Origin of the sequence: Methylobacterium nonmethylotrophicum (assembly GCF_004745635.1) — a bacterium.
Classification (GTDB): domain Bacteria; phylum Pseudomonadota; class Alphaproteobacteria; order Rhizobiales; family Beijerinckiaceae; genus Methylobacterium; species Methylobacterium nonmethylotrophicum.
Genome location: NZ_SRLB01000005.1, coordinates 1 through 16,799 on the forward strand (window position 1 = coordinate 1; position 16,799 = coordinate 16,799).

The 16,799-nt window shown below is 68.4% G+C and carries 12 protein-coding genes; 4 read left to right on the forward strand and 8 right to left on the reverse strand.

Going from position 1 to position 16,799, the window contains the following annotated elements:
• Nucleotides 1-134: 134 nt before the first annotated feature.
• On the forward strand, nt 135-1,037 hold the full coding sequence (locus tag EU555_RS07030) for a LysR family transcriptional regulator (protein WP_135413968.1): 903 nt from the start codon (nt 135-137) through the stop codon (nt 1,035-1,037).
• Nucleotides 1,038-1,166: 129 nt separating this feature from the next.
• Here EU555_RS07030 and EU555_RS07035 read toward each other — a convergent pair whose 3' ends face one another.
• The 3 genes from EU555_RS07035 to EU555_RS07045 all read right to left on the reverse strand — a co-directional run bounded on the left by EU555_RS07035 (nt 1,167) and on the right by EU555_RS07045 (nt 3,450).
• Nucleotides 1,167-2,003 carry an MBL fold metallo-hydrolase gene (locus EU555_RS07035; RefSeq protein WP_135413969.1) on the reverse strand — a complete coding sequence of 279 codons (837 nt, stop codon included), beginning with the start codon at nt 2,001-2,003 and terminating at the stop codon, nt 1,167-1,169.
• 250 nt (nt 2,004-2,253) lie between these two features.
• Nucleotides 2,254-2,823 (reverse strand): alpha/beta hydrolase family protein, encoded by a 570-nt coding sequence (locus EU555_RS07040; RefSeq protein ID WP_167858477.1) that lies wholly within the window; start codon nt 2,821-2,823, stop codon nt 2,254-2,256.
• A 21-nt stretch (nt 2,824-2,844) separates the two neighbouring features.
• On the reverse strand, nt 2,845-3,450 hold the full coding sequence (locus tag EU555_RS07045; protein ID WP_135413971.1) for an alpha/beta hydrolase family protein: 606 nt from the start codon (nt 3,448-3,450) through the stop codon (nt 2,845-2,847).
• A gap of 627 nt (nt 3,451-4,077) precedes the next feature.
• On the opposite strand from EU555_RS07045, the gene bdcA reads away from it, so the two are divergent.
• Nucleotides 4,078-4,791, forward strand: coding sequence for an SDR family oxidoreductase (bdcA, locus tag EU555_RS07050; RefSeq protein ID WP_135413972.1), 714 nt, complete (start codon nt 4,078-4,080; stop codon nt 4,789-4,791).
• A 1,127-nt stretch (nt 4,792-5,918) separates the two neighbouring features.
• Nucleotides 5,919-8,657 carry a CRISPR-associated helicase Cas3' gene (gene cas3, locus EU555_RS07060; RefSeq protein WP_281041274.1) on the forward strand — a complete coding sequence of 913 codons (2,739 nt, stop codon included), beginning with the start codon at nt 5,919-5,921 and terminating at the stop codon, nt 8,655-8,657.
• A gap of 546 nt (nt 8,658-9,203) precedes the next feature.
• On the opposite strand, the gene EU555_RS07065 is transcribed toward cas3, so the two are convergent.
• Nucleotides 9,204-9,644, reverse strand: a complete 441-nt coding sequence (locus tag EU555_RS07065) for a YybH family protein (protein WP_135413974.1) — start codon at nt 9,642-9,644, stop codon at nt 9,204-9,206.
• Nucleotides 9,645-9,866: 222 nt separating this feature from the next.
• The gene (locus tag EU555_RS07070; RefSeq protein WP_135413975.1) at nt 9,867-10,520 is read right to left on the reverse strand and encodes a hydrolase; all 654 of its coding nucleotides are present in this window, start codon (nt 10,518-10,520) and stop codon (nt 9,867-9,869) included.
• Between the two features lie 146 nt (nt 10,521-10,666).
• Between EU555_RS07070 and EU555_RS07075 the strand changes: the two genes are divergently transcribed.
• A complete protein-coding gene (locus EU555_RS07075; protein WP_135413976.1) occupies nt 10,667-11,539 on the forward strand; it encodes a LysR family transcriptional regulator in 873 nt (290 codons plus the stop codon).
• A 328-nt stretch (nt 11,540-11,867) separates the two neighbouring features.
• Here the strand turns inward: EU555_RS07075 and EU555_RS07080 are convergent, their stop codons facing one another.
• The 3 genes from EU555_RS07080 to EU555_RS07090 all read right to left on the reverse strand — a co-directional run bounded on the left by EU555_RS07080 (nt 11,868) and on the right by EU555_RS07090 (nt 16,070).
• Nucleotides 11,868-12,584, reverse strand: coding sequence for a GntR family transcriptional regulator (locus EU555_RS07080; RefSeq protein WP_425375097.1), 717 nt, complete (start codon nt 12,582-12,584; stop codon nt 11,868-11,870).
• A gap of 436 nt (nt 12,585-13,020) precedes the next feature.
• Nucleotides 13,021-14,871: a ShlB/FhaC/HecB family hemolysin secretion/activation protein gene (locus tag EU555_RS07085; RefSeq protein ID WP_135413977.1), complete on the reverse strand. Its 1,851-nt coding sequence runs from the start codon at nt 14,869-14,871 to the stop codon at nt 13,021-13,023.
• A 227-nt stretch (nt 14,872-15,098) separates the two neighbouring features.
• A complete protein-coding gene (locus EU555_RS07090; RefSeq protein WP_167858479.1) occupies nt 15,099-16,070 on the reverse strand; it encodes a helix-turn-helix domain-containing protein in 972 nt (323 codons plus the stop codon).
• Nucleotides 16,071-16,799 lie beyond the last annotated feature (729 nt).

Sequence of the window (16,799 nt, forward strand, 5' to 3'; positions counted from 1 at the left end):
AAAAGACCGCCGTCAGCTTCATGGGCGTCCTTTGCCTTGCCTCCACACTACTGTGGTTCAAGTGACAACAGGCCCTAGTATGCCGTGCTCAACATCACTGTTTCACATCACATAACAATCGACGGCTGGTAGCCATGGATCGCTTCGACACCATGCGGCTGTTCGTGCGGATCGTCGAACGCGGGAGCTTCGCCGAGGCCGCCCGGGACCTGCAAGTGCCGCGTCCCACCGCCACTCAGGCGATCCAGCGCCTGGAGACGCATCTCGGCGTCAGGCTGCTCGAACGGACGACGCGGAAGGTCAGGCCGACGCTCGACGGGTCGCTGTACCACGAGCGCTGCGTCCGGCTGATCGCGGACCTGGACGAGGTCGAGAGCGTCTTCAGGAGCGCGAAGCCCAAGGGACCGCTTCGCGTCGACATGCAGGGCACCGTGGCGCGGCACTACGTTCTGCCCGCTTTGCCCGGGTTCCTGGCGCGCTTCCCCGAGATATCCCTCAGCCTGAGCGAAGGCGATCGGATGATCGACCTGATCACCGAGGGCGTCGATTGCGTCGTGCGGTCGGGCGACATGTCCGATTCATCCCTGATCGGGCGCCGCATCGCCGTGTTCGATCAGGTCACCCTGGCGAGCCCGGCCTATCTCGAGCGCCACGGCACGCCGGCGACGCCGGACGATCTCGACGGCCATCGGATGGTTGCGTACGCCGCCTCGACGACGGGACAGCCCTATCCGCTCGACTTCAGGATGGACGGCGAGGTGCGGGAGATCTCGCTGCCCTACGACATCGTCGTGCGCGGAGCGGAAATCTACACGGCGAGCGGTCTCGCGGGGCTCGGCCTGATCCAGGTCCCCCGCTACCGCGTGGAGCATCAGATCGCGGCGGGGCTGCTGGTGCCGGTCCTGCAGGTCTTCCCGCCGGCTCCGATGCCGGTATCGGTGCTCTATCCGCGCAGTCGGCACCTGTCGGTGCGCGTGAGGGTGTTCATCGACTGGCTGGCGGACGTGTTTCGTACGCGCAGCGGCGACACGGCCTGAACCGGCGCTATCGACAGCGGCGGCGAGTGAACTGCCTCCTGCGCAACTGCGGATCAAGCAAGCGAGCCCGCCCGGCAGCAAGACGCACCGCGACCGGGCGCGGCCTGGGCGAGTGCTTGATAACGACGGCTATGGCAGGGTCGTCCTGAAAACATCAACCGGATCCGCCCTGCCACGACCAACCGTCCAGCTTATATATTCCTGGTAGTCGTGAGCGCAGAACATGGCCACTTCGAGCCCATGTCTGTCTCGCAGTTCCCTGAGCTTGCTCAAGCTTGCGACGCGGTCGCAGGAATCGGCCTGCATGGCGATCTCGAGCGGCAGGCCCGGAGGAGGATCCAGAAAATTGATGCGGGCATCGAAGTAGGCGTCCCCGGCATGCAGCGTCCATTGCCCGTTCTCCCGGTAGGCGACGCCGCGGTGCCCTCTGGAATGCCCGGGAAGCGGTATCAACTTCGCGTCGAGATCGCGCGGCAGGGGCAAGCTCCGGGCCGGCAGACCGAACCACTGCTCGTCGCTCGGACCATAGGTTTCCAAGGTCGTCTGGCGGGAGACTTGATACGGATGATAAGACTTCCTGGAGCGCGGTTCGTCGTAGGCCGCCAGTTCTTCTGCCGAGATGTGAACCGTCGCTCCCGGGAAATCATGGAGACCGCCGGCATGGTCGGCGTCGAGATGCGTGAGCACGATATCCGTGACCTGCTCGGCGCGGATGCCGCGTGCGGCAAGGCGATGGAGCGCCGTCAGGCGGACGTCGACCACGATGCCGAGGCTCAGGAGCGCGTCCGACCCCAGATAGCGGTTCGGCTCCAGCATCTCGCGGGTCCCGAAGCCTGTGTCGAGGAGGATAACCCTCTCGCCGATCCGGAAGATCACGCAATGGACCGACATGGTGCGCGTCGGCGTATGCGCCAGGGGCCCGAGAAGGCCGAAGGTCGCGGTTTCGATCGAAACTCGTTCGGCCACCAGCGGCTCCTTTGCAATCGATGACTGAGAGCCCGTTTGATTGAAGAGAACAGAGTCTCATGGGACTGATCCATCCCATCCACGGCCTCATCCTGAGGTGATGGCGATCGAAGATCGCCATCACCTCAGGATGAGGGTGAGCAGGGGATGAATTTGCCGTGCACGTCAAACAGGCTCTCAGTAGGGCGGCCTCGGCGCAGCGGGAGTTTTGTCAGGTGCAACAAATCTATTCTCGAAGAGAATGTGATATTTATAACTTGAGCGTGGCGTCGATCCAGTTGAAGACCACCTCGTCCTTGTAGGACAGTGCGCCGGACTGGCAGTGATTCTCGGCCCCATCCTCAGCGGTGAAGCGCACCAAGGTCTTCGGCGCCTCGAGCTCGTCATAGACGCGTTCCGGCTGACCCGTGAAGAAGATGTCGGATTCTGCTTCCATCACCAAGCACGCACATTTGATCTGCTTCACGATATCGCGGAGCGTGTACTGCCTTGATGTATCCAAGATACCCGCCGCATCCGGCACGGCGAACGACCACGTGCCCTGGTTCATGTTCCACTTCAATGGCGTATTCGTCTGCATCTTCTCTTCAACGATCCGTTGGCACACGTCCCTGTCGCCAGCGTCGTAGGCCGCGATTGCCTCCGCGGGGAACAGCTTGCGCATGCTCTCGTAGAGATCGTAGACGCCGTCGAAGAAGACGGCGGCCTTGAAACGATGCTCGAAGGCGACCGCGCGCGCGGCGAGATAGCCGCCGAGGCTCATGCCGATCAGGACCAGATTGTCGCCGTCGACGTCCGGTCGCGTCAGGGCGTAGTCCACCGCCGGCGTCACGACCTTTTCTCAATCGTAGCGGAACGGCAGCTTCTGCTCGCGCATCGGCGCACCTTGCCCGGGTCCGTCGAAGGTCAGGCAATTGTATCCGCGGAGAATCGAGGGTGCTCCTCCGTAGTAGAAGAGTTCCTCAAGGCTCGAGTCGTAACCCCCGTGGAAGATGACCGTCGGCCGGCGCTTGCCGGAATCATCCGGCTTGTAGAAGTAACCGGGAAGAGTCGTTCCCTCGTAGGGAATCTCGACGCGCTCCCAGGTCGGACCCGTGAGTTCGGCGGCCTTGGTGTAGGCCTTCTGCGAGGCCCGCATCGACGCCAGGATCCGCGGGTCGTCAGGATTGCCATGAAGGTAGAACTCCGACATGCGGAAATACGTGGAGGCCCGCAGGTAGGCTTGCCGGGCACTCACCACGTGTTCGCCGGTCAGGCTCTCATCCGCACGCGCCAGGGTTCGGCGGGCACGCGCATCCCATTTCGCGAACCAGTCCTCGAAATCTCCTTCGACGATCTTCTCTGCGGTGGCGACCATCTCACCCAGATCCGAGCCCCCATAATACATGAAGCCGAGATTTCGAACGAGTTCGAATGCGAAATGATCGTCCTTGAAATCGACTTTCATCCGGCAGCTCTCCGTCTCCGGGTATGGGTCGGATTGTAATTCGGCGCACCGTGGGACGGGCGCGTGGCCGCGATCGGCCTTCCGCTCCCGGGTGGCGCCCGGCGTTCCGCACGGTGGGGCGGTGGGAGCGGAAGCGGTTGCAGGCGTGAGCCCGCCTTCGCGCCGCGGCTCGAATATGGGCTCCGATCGCAGCAGGTGACATCATTGATTTCTATGATATCGGCGCTGAAGTATTCGACGCACACGTCGCGGAATGAGGCTAGGCTTCCGGCCGGCAAGTCGCTGGAGCAGGGTGGTCCTACGCCTGCCGGGACTTTTCATCGAACTTCCACCTTCGCGACGTTCATCTCGCCGGGAACCCGACGACGGTCGCAGCGCCGCAACCGAACGCCGGCCCGGATGCGGTACGGCGGCCCGGCCTCCCGCGAGCGCTTGGCGATAGCAGGCAGGGCTGACGCCGGCCGTGCCGCGGAAGCGGGCGCGGAAACAGGCCCGCGCCTCGAAACCCGTGGCGGCGATCGCCTTCGCGGGGCAGCAATTTTTGTACTGATCACTATGAAAATCGTTGACCGCCGTCGCTCCCCGATTTATGTAGCGGATAGTAAATTAATCCTCAAGGAGGCTGTCATGGGGACGTTCACGGGGAAATCGGTGCTGGTCCTGGGCGGGAGCCGCGGGATCGGGGCGGCCATCGTGCGCCGTTTCGCGGCGGACGGCGCGGCGGTTACCTTCACTTATGCCGGATCGCGCGAAGCGGCCGAACGCCTGGCCGACGAGACCGGCGGCAAAGCGCTTCGAACCGACAGCGCCGACCGGGACGCGGTCATCGCGACGGTGCGCGAGAGCGGGCCCCTGGACGTCCTCGTGGTGAATTCCGGCTTCGCGCTCTTCGGCGACGCCCTGGAGCAGGATCCGGACGAGGTCGACCGCCTCTTCCGGGTCAACGTCCACGCCCCGTACCATGCCTCGGTCGAGGCGGCCCGGCGGATGCCGGAGGGCGGGCGGATCATCGTGATCGGCTCGGTGAACGGCGACCGGATGCCGGTCGCCGGAATGGCGTCCTATGCGCTGAGCAAGTCCGCCCTCCAGGGCCTGGCGCGGGGCCTGGCGCGGGACTTCGGACCCCGCGGCATCACGGTCAACGTCGTGCAGCCCGGTCCGGTCGACACGGATGCCAACCCCGAGAACGGGCCGATGCGGGAGCTGATGCACGGCTTCATGGCGATCAAGCGCCACGGGCGGCCCGAGGAGGTCGCCGGAATGGTGGCATGGCTCGCCGGGCCGGAGGCGAGCTTCGTGACGGGTGCGATGCACACCATCGACGGCGCCTTCGGCGCCTGACGGGGGAACATTCCCAAACCGGGGTGGCTGCCGGGGTGGCGGGGCTCAGCCGGGCACCGCCGCCTCCATCCGCTCGCGGGAGGTCTCGTGAAGGTCGCCGCCATCCCGATGCCTCCGCCCGCGGCGAGCACGGCAGCCAGCGCCTCGCTGACGTCGACCGCCAGGCCGGACGGGGGCGCGTCACCTCCACCACCCGGCCCTCGATGCGGAACGGCCGGTGCAGCACCGGACTTGGCCGCCGCGGACCCGGCGGCCTTCGTGGCGCGATGGCGAGGGCGGATGACGGGCGACGTCGCCAGGATCGATGCCGCGGACGAGCCTGGGCTCCTGGACCCGTGAGACGAAGGCCGTCGCCCGAGACCGGGACCGATATGAGCGTGGGCCACGACATGCCGGCGTCATGGCCGCCCGCCGACCGGTTCGGCACCCCCTGCCCTCTCTCTGCACGGCGACGAATGATCTCGCTCAGGGTTCGTCCGTTCACGTCTCAAGCCGATCCGCGAGGCATGCCATGTCGTCACGATTGCGCTGTCCTCGAAGAACGCGCGGTTTACGGGCGAAGGCTGGCCGCGTGGCCGCTGCTCCCACGCAGCGCGCAAAGCAGCAAGGACTGATCCAAGCACCTCTCACATCGAAGGTTCTCGAGAGAGCCCACCTCACCGCAAAGCCACCTTTGCGGCTTTTCCGTCGAAAATGCCATTCGCTCGGCCGAGACGGGTTCGACCGGGCCTTCGTGCTCCACCGATCATTTCCCCATAAAACAAAGGCAGTGCAAATCAGGAACCTGTAAGGTATGGCAAGGAGATGGCGGCCAGCATTCTTCGATTTTGCTCTTCCGAGCGTCATTGCGGATTTTCTGCTCACTCCATTCTACGGTCTCGCGTCCGATGATCCCTGCGTTTCCGCTGACCGCTCAGCCGGATTTTCTGAGACCGGTCTGTGCGCGTGACCGGGAATCAAGCTACGATACTGCCGACGGGCCTTTCTCGAACTGAATCGTTGGGGAAAGTTTTGATTCCATCATCGGCTCGGCATCGACGGCGAAAATCCTTGAGGTCGAGAATCCGCGTCGCCGTCGATCGAATCAACGATCGCGGAACTTGCGCGCGATGCGTTTGGAGGCGCTCATGGCGGTTCGGTGTCACGAGACCCTATGGGCAAAGCGTGATGCAGCAGGCGGTTGGCATTCCCTGGTGGGACATTCCGCGGATGTGAGCGCGTCCCTCAAGGCGCTGCTCGACCTGCCGCTGATGAGCGCGCGCCTGCAACGTCTCGGGCAGATCGACGAGACAGCCGCCATCGCCGCCTCGGCCAAGCTTTCGGCGCTCGCCTTCCTCCATGACATCGGCAAGGCCAATCGTGGCTTCCAGGCCCGGTCGCGAGCCGACGCGCCACGCGTCGGTCACATCGACGAACTCGCCTGGGTGTTCTCCGGCCGTCGCGGCGCGGACATCGTGTGCGACTGCCTGCACGGCCGTCTCGGGCTCGACCGGGTCGAGGCCTGGCTCGCGGACGCGCCGGGCCTGTTCGACGCGGTGTTCGCCCATCATGGCCGCCCCTGGGCCCTGGGGGGCGAGGGGCAGACCGCCGACATCAAGGATGCCTCCGCGCATTGGCGAGACGGACCGGGCGATCCCGTCGAGAGGCTCGCGCCGATGCGAGCGGCCTTCGACGCCTGGTTCCGGGAGGCCCTCGCCGATGGAGGCCCATTGCCCCGCCACCCGGGTTTCGAACATGCCTTCGCGGGGCTCCTGATGCTGGCCGACTGGCTCGGTTCGAATCCCGCGCCCAGATTCATTCCCTTCGACCACGGTCATCACGCGGACAGGATGGCTTTCGCGCAGAACCGGACGGCCCTCGTCATGCCGGCGACCGGGATCGATGCGCGCGCCACCCGCGAGGCCGCGCTCCGGGTCGGGGCGGGCTTCGCCGAAGCCTTTGCGCAAGGCGACCGGCTGCTCTTCGCCGCGAGGCCGATCCAGGCCGAGACGGCGCGGCATCCCGCGCCGCTTCTCGTGCTGGAGGCCGAGACCGGATCCGGCAAGACCGAGGCCGCCCTGTGGCGCTTCGCCGAACTCTTCCGCGCGGGCGTGGCCGACGGCCTCTACGTCGCGCTGCCGACCCGCGTCGCGGCGACCCAGATCTTCGAGCGGGTCAAGCGCTTTCGCGACAACGTCTTTCCGGTGCACGAGCGACCGGCCGTCATCCTCGCCGTCCCGGGGCAGATGCGCGTCGACGAGGCGGAGGGGGCGCGCCTGCCCGATTTCGACGTCCAGTGGAGCGACGACGGCGACCGTGCCGCCCGCTGGGCCGCCGAACATCCGAAACGGTACCTCGCAGCGCCGATCGCCGTCGGAACGATCGACCAGGCGCTTCTGAACGCGGTTCGGGTGAAGCACGCCCATCTGCGCGCCGTCTCGCTCCTCAACAAGCTCCTGGTGGTCGACGAGGTCCACGCCTCCGACGCCTACATGGAGCGCCTGCTCACGAACCTCCTGCGCTTCCACGCCGGGGCGAGCGGCCACGCGCTTCTCCTGTCGGCGACGCTCGGCGCGGGGGCGCGCTCGCGCCTGCTCGGGGCCGCGACGGTCCCGGATCGGGCGGAGGCCGAGACCGTGCGCTACCCGGCCCTGAGCTGGTGCGAGGACGGCGTCGAATACCGCAAACCCGTCGGCTCGGTCGGTGGCGACAAGGTTGTCCGCCTGGAGGCACGCCCGATTCTGGCCGAGCCCGAGGCCGTCGCGGCGGCCCGCGCCGGCGCCAAGGTCTTGATCATCCGCAACACGGTCGGGCAGGCGTTGCGGACGCAGGAGGCCCTGGAGGCGGTGCTGGACGCACAGTCGACGGCCCCGGACGGAGCTCTGCCGTTCCGGGTGCGGCACGCCGACGGACGGGGGATCGCGACGCTGCATCACTCCCGCTTCGCCGAGCCCGACCGGCGCATCCTCGACGCGGCCGTCGCGGCCGCCATCGGGCGCGAGCGCCCGGACGGTGGCCGGATCGTGATCGGCACGCAGACGCTGGAACAATCCCTCGACCTCGACGCCGACCTGCTCGTCACGGACCTCTGCCCGGTCGACGTGCTGCTGCAGCGGATCGGCCGCCTCCACCGCCACGCCGGCCGATCCCGCCCGCATGGTTGCGCCGCGCCGCGCGCGATCGTGCTCGTCCCCGCGGCGCGGGAGCTGTTTCGGGCCGACCTGCGCGCCTACGGGCTCGGATCCGGCGAGACCGGCGGCGTCTACGAGGACCTGCGCACCCTCGAGCTGACCCGGCGGCTCGTCGAGGCCGAGCCGGTCTGGACGATCCCGGCGATGAACCGCCGTCTCGTCGAGGCCGCGACCCATCCCGACGCCCTGGCGGCGATCGAGGCGGAGCTGACGGCCGCCGACCCGGCCTCGCGGCCGCATGTCGACCGGCTCACCGGCCGGTTCTTCGCTGATCTCAAGGCGGCGGAGACCGCGCTGCTGCGGTTCGACCGGCCGTTCTCCGACTTCCGGATCGAGGCCGACGCGATCATCGCCACACGCCTCGGTGGCGCCGACCGGCCTGTCGACTTCCGGTCCGAGGAGCGCCCGCCGCCGGTCGGTCCATTGACGCGGGACGTTGCCGACCGCTTCCGGGGCTTCCTGTCATCGGTGATGCCCGAGGCAGCCCCGGGCGTCTTCGTCGCTGCCGAACTCTCCCGAGGCGTGCGCGAACGGATCTGGACCGTGCTTGCGAGTTGGTGGGCCGAAATGCCGGGTGGCTCGATCGTGCTCCTGTGGAAGGATGACGCCGCCCCCGGGCGACTTGGCCTGCGCACGCTCGGCCTTCCGCCCCGAACCCTTGCGGACCTCGACGGCGCGCTTCTCGTCCGCCGCTGACGGCGTTCTTTGACATCGTGAATGCCACCAGCTACTTAGCAGGTAGAGGCGCCCCCGCCTACGCGGGGATCGACCCGGGACGTATTCCTTGATCGCGATGCGGTAGCCGGATCCCCCGGCTGAGGAAGGCAGCGACGTCCCGAGCGTCCTAGAGCCGCGCCGCACGATTCGGCCGTCATCGCCACCGCCTTCCTCGCTCGACGACATCGTGGATTTCGGCTCGCTCGGCCCTGTCCTGCAGTCTGCGGTGGAGCTTCGCGTCTTCCACTTTGCGTCCACTTGGCGACGGTCGCGGGATTGCCGCCGTCGGCGCGGCGCTGCCGTGGTGAACCTGGCCCAGGGCGCATCGCGCCACGCGAGCGTGACGCGCGCACCAGCAAACCCTGGGATCAACCATCAAGGCGCCGTTGCCTGGGTGTTACCAGAGATCACCGATCGACGGCTGGCGGCGACCACGATGGACTGAACGAGACTGCCGATCTTCACGATCGCGATCCAGTCCATCGCACGCGCTCCAGTCGACTTCAGGCGGTGCGCGTGAACCGATTATCGCGGTGGCGGGTTTGTGGTCGCGAAGGAGTAGCGTGCGATCTTCCACCCATCGCGACCTTCTTTACTGAGTATGAACAATTCGTGGTTGGCGTCGGGGACGCGCTGTTTGATCGCATTCACGATCACATGTCCGTTCGAGCTCGTCCGGGCGAACGCCCAGTTTGGAGCGACCTGCACGACTTCCTCGACCGTCAGCTCGGTGTCGAAGGTGATCGTCTGGAATATCCCGTCATAGGCAGCCCGGATCGCCTCGGCACCGACCGTCGAGGGGCTGTTCGGGGCCATGAAGACGGCATCTGTTGCGAAGACGGACAGTACCGCGTCCGTGTTTGACGCATTCAGCGCCGTCTCGTAAGCCTGCAATGCATCTTCGATGCCGGATTGGACCGAAGCTGCATCCGAGCTTGTCCCGGTCGATTTTGCGATTTTTTTCATGCTCTTGCATCTCCTGCGGGATTTGCATGTTCGTGATTGGATTTTGCGATGCGGCGTTCTTCCCCGTCGTACGGGCGTCTGTGACGCTGCATGGCTGGTGCCGGAGCGCGGCGCGACGACGACCGGGCTGGCGCGCTGCGGCTTCCGGCCTCGTCGGCATGGAACGCCGGCCCTGCCTCCCGGAACGGGCAGTTTCGCCGCGACGCGCTGCAGGGTTGCGGATCAGCCGGCACCGCCCGGGACCGGCGTGTTGAGCAGTTGCTGCTCCCAGAGATACGCGATTCCACACCCGGCGGCGTGCTGCCTGAGGACGTCGGTGACCCCGGCGACCGTCTCCAGCCGAGCCCAGTCGCGCTGCCATTCCGCCATCACCGCCAGCCAGGTCATGATGTTCACTCCGGCCCGGATCATGCGTTGGACGGCGACCTCGTGGGCCTCGATCGAGATGCCGCCGCAGGCGTCAGTGACCACGGTCACGTCCCATCCTTCGCCCGCCGCCTGGATCGCCGGCATCGCGACGCAGACCTCAGTCCAGAGGCCGGCGATGACCAGTTGCGTTCGGCCAGTCCGCTTGACTGCATCCACGACCTTGGCGTCCTCCCAGGTGTTGATGAACGTCCTGTCGATCACGTCCTGTTCCGGAAAGACGTCGGTAACCTGAGGGAAAATGACCCCGCCCCGATCGGCGATGACGCTCGTCAGGATGGTGGGAACGCCAAACACCTTGGCAGCCTTGGCCAAGGCCGTCGTGTTGTTGACGACCAGATGCTGATCGTGGCTGTTCAAACTCGCCAGCTGGTAGGGCTGGTGGTCGATGAGAACAAGAATCGAATCCTCCGGGCGAATGAGCGACGCAAGACCATTGCGTAGAGTCATGACGATCCTTTGCTGCCAGCGAGTCAGATCGCTATCGGAACAACATACGCCGGTTTCGGCGATGTCGGATCGACATTGCCATTGCGGTTTGTGTTACGATAGCGTCGGTCGGCGGCACGGTGTGTCGCGAAAACAGGAACGCCAAGGTGGACATCGACGATCTCAGAACGTTTGTGGAACTTGCCGACGCCGGAGGCGTGACACCCGCTGCGCGGCGACTGGGCGTCTCCAAGTCGATCGTCAGCCGTCGGCTCGCGCGCCTTGAGGCCGACCTCGGCGTGCAGCTGGTCGCGCGGACCACGCGTGGCGCAGCCCTCACGGAGGCGGGAGCGACGTTCCGGGATCACGCAGCCCGGGTCTGCGCGGAAATCGATATCGCCAAGGAAACGATCCTGCCCGCTGGCGACGTTCGTGGCCGGCTACGGATTGCTGCGCCGCTTTCCTTCGGCCCGACCCACCTGGCCGCCGTCTTCGCCGATATGGCGCGGCGCCATCCCCATCTCCACCTTCAAACCTGCTACACCGATCGCTTCGTGGATCTCATATCGGAGGGATTCGACTGCGCAATCAGGCTTGGCTACCTTCAGGACTCGACCCTGATTGCCAGGCGCGTCGGCCCCATCTACGGCAAGCTTGTCGCCAGTCCGGACTACATCGGTGCCCATGGCGCTCCCGAGACGCCGGATGACCTGCTCGACCACCAGGCCCTCATGCAGGGCACTGAAACGTGGCAATTCATGGATGGACACAAAGCCATCACCGTCCGCCCTCAGGGACGATTCAAAGCCGACAACGGTACCGCACTGGTGTCCGCTGCCATGGCGGGGCTGGGGATTGCCTACCTTCCGGAGAGGCTCATCCAGGAGCAACTTGCATCCGGAGCGTTGGTACCGGTCATGACGCGCTTTCCGATCCCTCCGGCAGGTTTATTCGTTCTGCGTCCGCCTGGTCATTATCCGGCCAGGGCGGTGCGAATTCTCACGCAAATGCTGATCGACTGCTTCGACAAGGCGTCGTAGCGATCCGGGCTATACGTGCACCTCACACAACTCCCGCTGCGCCGAGGCCGCCACACCGGGCCATGCCAGCGATCGGGAGTGTTGTGAGAGACACTCAATCATCGTGCCACGTCGGGCGCGAACGCCCGCATGCCTGCGCTCTCCGCACGGAAGCGCAGACAGCCCGCGATACCAGACCAGCCAGCCTCCGCCCGGGGCAGGCCGGGCGCTTCGGCCGCGACGCCCGCGACCCGGCGCCGGCCACCGCCCCACTGACGGGAAAGGGGCAGCGGGAGGAGCCGTCGCGGTGCCCCGCAGCACAGCGGCCCTCGTCCGGCATCGCGCCCCGTCACGACGCGGCAGGTGGTTCGCCCCCCGCCTGATGCAGGTAAAAGGCGTGCTCCACCGTGAACACGTGCGCCCGCATCTCCCGCGCCGCTGCCTCCCCGTCCCGCGCCCGAAGCGCGGCCGCGATACGCTCGTGCTCCGCCAGGGACCGGGCCAAGCGGCCAGGGAACCCGCACTGCGCATGCCGGAACGGCGCGACCCGCCGTCGTACCGCACGCGCCTGCTCCTCCAGGCACCCGTTCCGGCTCGCCCGGTAGATCAGGTCGTCCCGCCCCGCCGCCGCCGCCTCGCATCGCCGCCGCACCTGGTCCAGTTCCGCCCCCGCGGCCGCGCTCATCGCCCCCGCCGCCAGGCGGCAGCACAAAGCCTCCAGCTCCGCCATCACGAAGAACATCTCCGCCAGCCCCTGCGGCGCGATCGTGCTCACCCGCGTGCCCCGCCGCGGCCGCGAGGTCGCGAACCCCTCCACCTCCAGCTGACGCAGCGCCGCCCGAATCGGCGTGCGCGACGTGCCGAACGCGCTGGCGAGCTCCGCCTCGTCGATCGGCGTGCCCGGCGCGCGCCTGCCCTGCACGATCTCCTCCGCCAGCCGCCGCCGGATCTCCTCCGTGCGGGTCGGGCCGGCCTCCTCCGGTCGCGTGGGGCGTGTCGTCGGGTGTCCCGTCCTGGCCGGAGCCCTCCGGCCGCCGGCCACTCTGCATGCAGCCTGCGTGCGCACCAAGGTGGATCGTCGCGCCGTCCCCCCCTCTCGCCCCGACGCCGGCGGACGATCCGGCCCTCACCCGTCCTTCTTCTCCTCGATCCGCACCGATCCGCCCGGCAGGGTGATCCGCCGCTTCAGCGCGGCCCGCCGGCCGCTCATCTCCCAGGTCAGCCGACGTCGCGTCGCGCGCCTCCGGCGCGCAGGCCCGGATCCGGCTCTCCGCCTCCCCCGACACCAGCCCGCGCCCCGCCGGTGCCACCTCCAGAAGCGCCCGCTCCCGCGTCACGTTCGCCGGCTGCCCGGGATCGCCGAACCGCTCCGCCGTCAGCTCCAGATCGTGACCTCGTCCGCCGGCTCCCCCGGAAAGACCGGCACCCGTATCGTCTCGCTCGCGGCCGCGACGAACGCGGCGCGGGTGTCCCGGGCGCCCGCGCCCACCTCCCTCGCCCGGTCAGAACTGCAGGGCGACCGAGAAGGTGATCCGATCGTCCGCCGGCAGCCGGTCCGAGCGCTCCGAGCGGCCGTACTCCACGCTCGCACTCACGTTGGTGAAGCTCGCCTGCGGCGAGGCCCCGAAGCGGATCCCCACCCCGTAGGAGGCGCCCCGCACCATCGCGCGTTCCAACGCCGTCGGCCGCTGCAGCCGCACCATCCCGAATGCCCCGAACCCGTAGGGGCTCGCCATCACGGCGCCCAGCGTCTCCTCGCCCGATGCGAGCCCCGTCCCGAGCTGGCCCGGCCACTCGAACAGCCGGAACGGCAGGCTCACGGGCAGGACGAAGGGCAGCTGCACCTCGCCCCGCACCACGTAGCCCTCGTCCCCCTGGAACAGGCCCGCGTCGAACGACGACAGCCCAGTCAAGTTCGCCAAGCCGATCTGCTCGGAGCGCGGCAGCGCCTGGTTGAACGAGGTCTGGCCCCGCGCCCGCAGGTCGAGGGTCAGGTGCTCGGCCACCGGCTGGGTGACGCTCAAGGTCGCTTCGAGCTTCTGGAATTCCGGCCGCGCCCCCAGCCGCGACAACGGCTCGACCTCGGCGCCCGCCCCCGGTGGCCGGCGCGCGCCCAGCCCGTCGAGGCCGAAGGCGCCCGAGAGCCGGCCCGACACGATCCCGTCGCTGGGCAGGAACCACAGGAAGTCCGTGGTCGTGCGCGCGATGCGCAGGCGGTCGAGGGAGAACGGCGCCTCGACCGGCACGATCACCGTCTGGCGCTCCTCCTGTGCGTCGAAGGCCGCCTCGGCGTTGAGCGTGAAGGCCCGCGAGCGGATCAGCGGATAGCGCAGCCGGGCCGAGTAGCGCGAGAAGTCCGAGGTGAAGCCGAGCGTTCCCGCCTGAGCCTTGGGCGTGGTGCGCGCGTCGGTGACCTCCAGGTTGAGGGTGAGCCCGTCGGCGCCGAGCGGCAGCACGAGGCCGGCGGCGAGCGAGCGGTTGCGCGGCTCGGGGTCGAAGAAGCTCGCCCGCCCGCCCGGATAGGGCGCCCCGCCGGCGCGCAGGTAGAGCAGCTCGCCGGTTCCGGTCGGCGAATTCAGGTCGAGGCCGAAGCTGCTCGTGGTACGCCCCAGCGCATCCGAGAGGGTGTTGTCGATGCCGGCCGAGCCCGTCACGGGCTTGGTGCGGGCCTCGACCACCAGCACGACGCCCCCCGGCACGCTGCCCGGCGCCAGCGTCGAGCGCAGGACCGTGCCGGGGGCGTCGCCGGCCAGAAGCAGCCGGCGTTCGAGTTCGGAGAGGCGCAGGGCCCGTGCCCCGGCGAGCGGCGCCAGCACGGCGGCCACCCGCGCGCGGATCTCGGGCGGCAGCGCGTCGGTGTCGACCCGCTCGACGAAGCCGTCGAGGACGACGAGGCGCAGGTCGGCGCCGTCGGCGAGCCGCTGGGCGGGCAGGACGACCCGCACCAGGGGATAGCCTGCCGCGACGTAGGCCTGCTCCAGCGCCCGGGCGGCCGCGAACAGCTCGGCGGCGGTGACCGTGCGACCCGACAGGCCTGCGACGATGTCCTGGGTCGGGTCGGCAAGATCCGGCAGGGTGCCCTCGATCGCGACGGTGCGCAGCCGGACCGTGAGGCGCTCGGCCCCGGCCGGCGCCTCGAGGCCCGGCCCCTCCGGGATGACGAGGCCGCCGCCCTGGCTCTGCAGGGCTGGGCGGAAGCTCTGGGGGGTGATCTGGGAGGCGGTCTGGGCCAGGGCCGGGCCGGTGACGAGAAGGGCGCCGGCGAGGAGGCCGAACCGTCCACGGGCGCGCGACCTGGCGGGCACGGGCGCGACGATGTCCTGCGATCGTCCGTCGGTGAGTCGCAGCGTCATGCGGGTCGCTCCCGAAGTTTGTCCTGGACGATCTCGGCGCCCTTGCGCGTCTCGCGAGGTGATGCCGCCCGGGGGTGCCAGCCTCGATTGAGGGATTCACGTGGTGAATGCAAGGTGAAGGCCGGCAAACCGCGGACAGGCAGGACGTGCGCCGCACCTGCTTTGAGACGCGGCGCACATTCCGCTGCGGCCGGCGTGGGGCGGGGCGCCCGCCAGGACGGGCGGCCTCAGAGGCTGAGGAGCCACTCCCTCACCACCCGCACGTCGGTGTCCGGTGCCGCCGGATCGCCGTTCGTGCGCGAGCGGGCCTGCGCCGCAAGCCGGCGCAGGTCGCGCGGTCCCACGCCGTAGACCGCCCGGAACAGCCGGCTGAACGCCGAATCGTTCACGAAGCCGCAGGCGCGGGCGATGTCCCGGATCAGGAGGCGATCCTGCCCGGGATCCTCGAGCAGCGCCCGCGCCCGCGCCAGGCGTGCCCGCGTGATGGCCTCCGCCACGCCCCCAACGGGCTCGAACAGGCGGTACAGCGACGCCCGCGAGAGCCGGAACCGCCGTGCCAGGAGAGCGGGCCCGAGCTGCGGGTCGGCCACGTCCCGCGCGATGGCGGCCTGGATCATGCGCAACTGCCCGGCCCGCAGGGCCGCCCGCGCGAGGGCGCGCCCCTCCCGCGAGGGGCCGGCCGCGCCGGCGATCAGCGCGGCGGAGGCGGCCGTGGCGGCGTCGGCCTCGGCCCGGCTCATGGCAGGCGCATCGGCCCTGAGCATCGTGAGATGCGACCACAGGAGGTCGGCCATGCCGGTGCCGCGTCGCAGCATCAGGCCGTGCAGGGCGTCGCTCCGGGCGACCAGCGGCGTGACGAGGTCGCGGCGGATGGTGAGGGACAGGTTGCTGACCGCGGGGGCGCGGACCGCGAAGGGACGGGTGAGGTCCAGCACCACCACGTCGCCCGGCTGGATCGCGAGGGTCTTGCCCTCGACCTCGCAGGCGTAGCCGTTGCGCAGGTAGGTCATCAGCATGATGTCGTCGAGGCCGGCGGCCGCGATGACCCCGGGGGTGCGCAGGCAGTCGCTGCGCGGCGCCAGGGCGCCGCCCAGATGCATGCCGCCGAAATGATCGGCCTCGAACACGGCCGAGAAGTCGGCGTGGTCCTCCGGATGCGGGAGTTCCCAGCGCACGACGGGGCTGAGGGCGCACCGCATGGCCTCGTAGGCGTCCGGTGCGCCGCGGGCGATCGTCGACCGGAGCCGGGGAACCGCCGCGACCTCGGCCGGGTGTCGGGTTGCATCAGGCATGGCGAGAGTGGGAGTGCGAGGCCTGCCGCGCCCGTCGATGCAACGCGCGGCGAGGCGACCCTGGATTTCCGGAGCCGGCTGCTGCGGAGGGGCGCCCGGCCGGCAACGGACGCTCGGCCGCATTCAAGAACCAGGCTGAGGCCCAAGGCAAATCCCGCCCGATGTTTCCAAGGCGGCATGGTGCCGCAGATGATGCGAGTCCTGCCAAGAAAATAGATTGGAAGTTGTGCCGCATCGATTGTTCATCGAATGACGGTAGCGTTCATACACGATATCCGCGAGACTCCCGTGCCCTGATATTCGGGCCGATACTCCCCAGGGCTTTCATGGTTGGACGGGGCGCAGGGACGCATCGGTAGTCCTCAGCAACGACGATTCGGAATCGATCCGCATCACAATGTGCCCAGCGTATCAATCCTGACCGCGACTGTGGCGCAGTGCCTTTCTCCCGTGCTACCCTAACGGCAGATCGCGCCCCGGGGAGAAGGCCCGGGCGTTTGCGGAGGACGGTGACGGGATGCAGGCGATGCCACGCGGGTTGAGCGATCGGGATCCGGCCCCGGCGGCCTGGGGAACGGGTCCGTCCGCGCGGGAGCGCACGCGCCCGCAGGACGGATCGTCGCGCCGTCCGCCCTG

Bases quoted from the DNA above. Each gene is read 5' to 3' on its own strand.
- EU555_RS07045 (WP_135413971.1), bottom strand. From the start codon at position 3,450: ATGAAAGTCGATTTCAAGGACGATCATTTCGCATTCGAACTCGTTCGA.
- EU555_RS07090 (WP_167858479.1), bottom strand. From the start codon at position 16,070: ATGCGGTGCGCCCTCAGCCCCGTCGTGCGCTGGGAACTCCCGCATCCG.
- EU555_RS07030 (WP_135413968.1), top strand. From the start codon at position 135: ATGGATCGCTTCGACACCATGCGGCTGTTCGTGCGGATCGTCGAACGC.
- EU555_RS07070 (WP_135413975.1), bottom strand. From the start codon at position 10,520: ATGACTCTACGCAATGGTCTTGCGTCGCTCATTCGCCCGGAGGATTCG.
- EU555_RS07085 (WP_135413977.1), bottom strand. From the start codon at position 14,871: ATGACGCTGCGACTCACCGACGGACGATCGCAGGACATCGTCGCGCCC.
- bdcA (WP_135413972.1), top strand. From the start codon at position 4,078: ATGGGGACGTTCACGGGGAAATCGGTGCTGGTCCTGGGCGGGAGCCGC.
- cas3 (WP_281041274.1), top strand. From the start codon at position 5,919: ATGGCGGTTCGGTGTCACGAGACCCTATGGGCAAAGCGTGATGCAGCA.
- EU555_RS07065 (WP_135413974.1), bottom strand. From the start codon at position 9,644: ATGAAAAAAATCGCAAAATCGACCGGGACAAGCTCGGATGCAGCTTCG.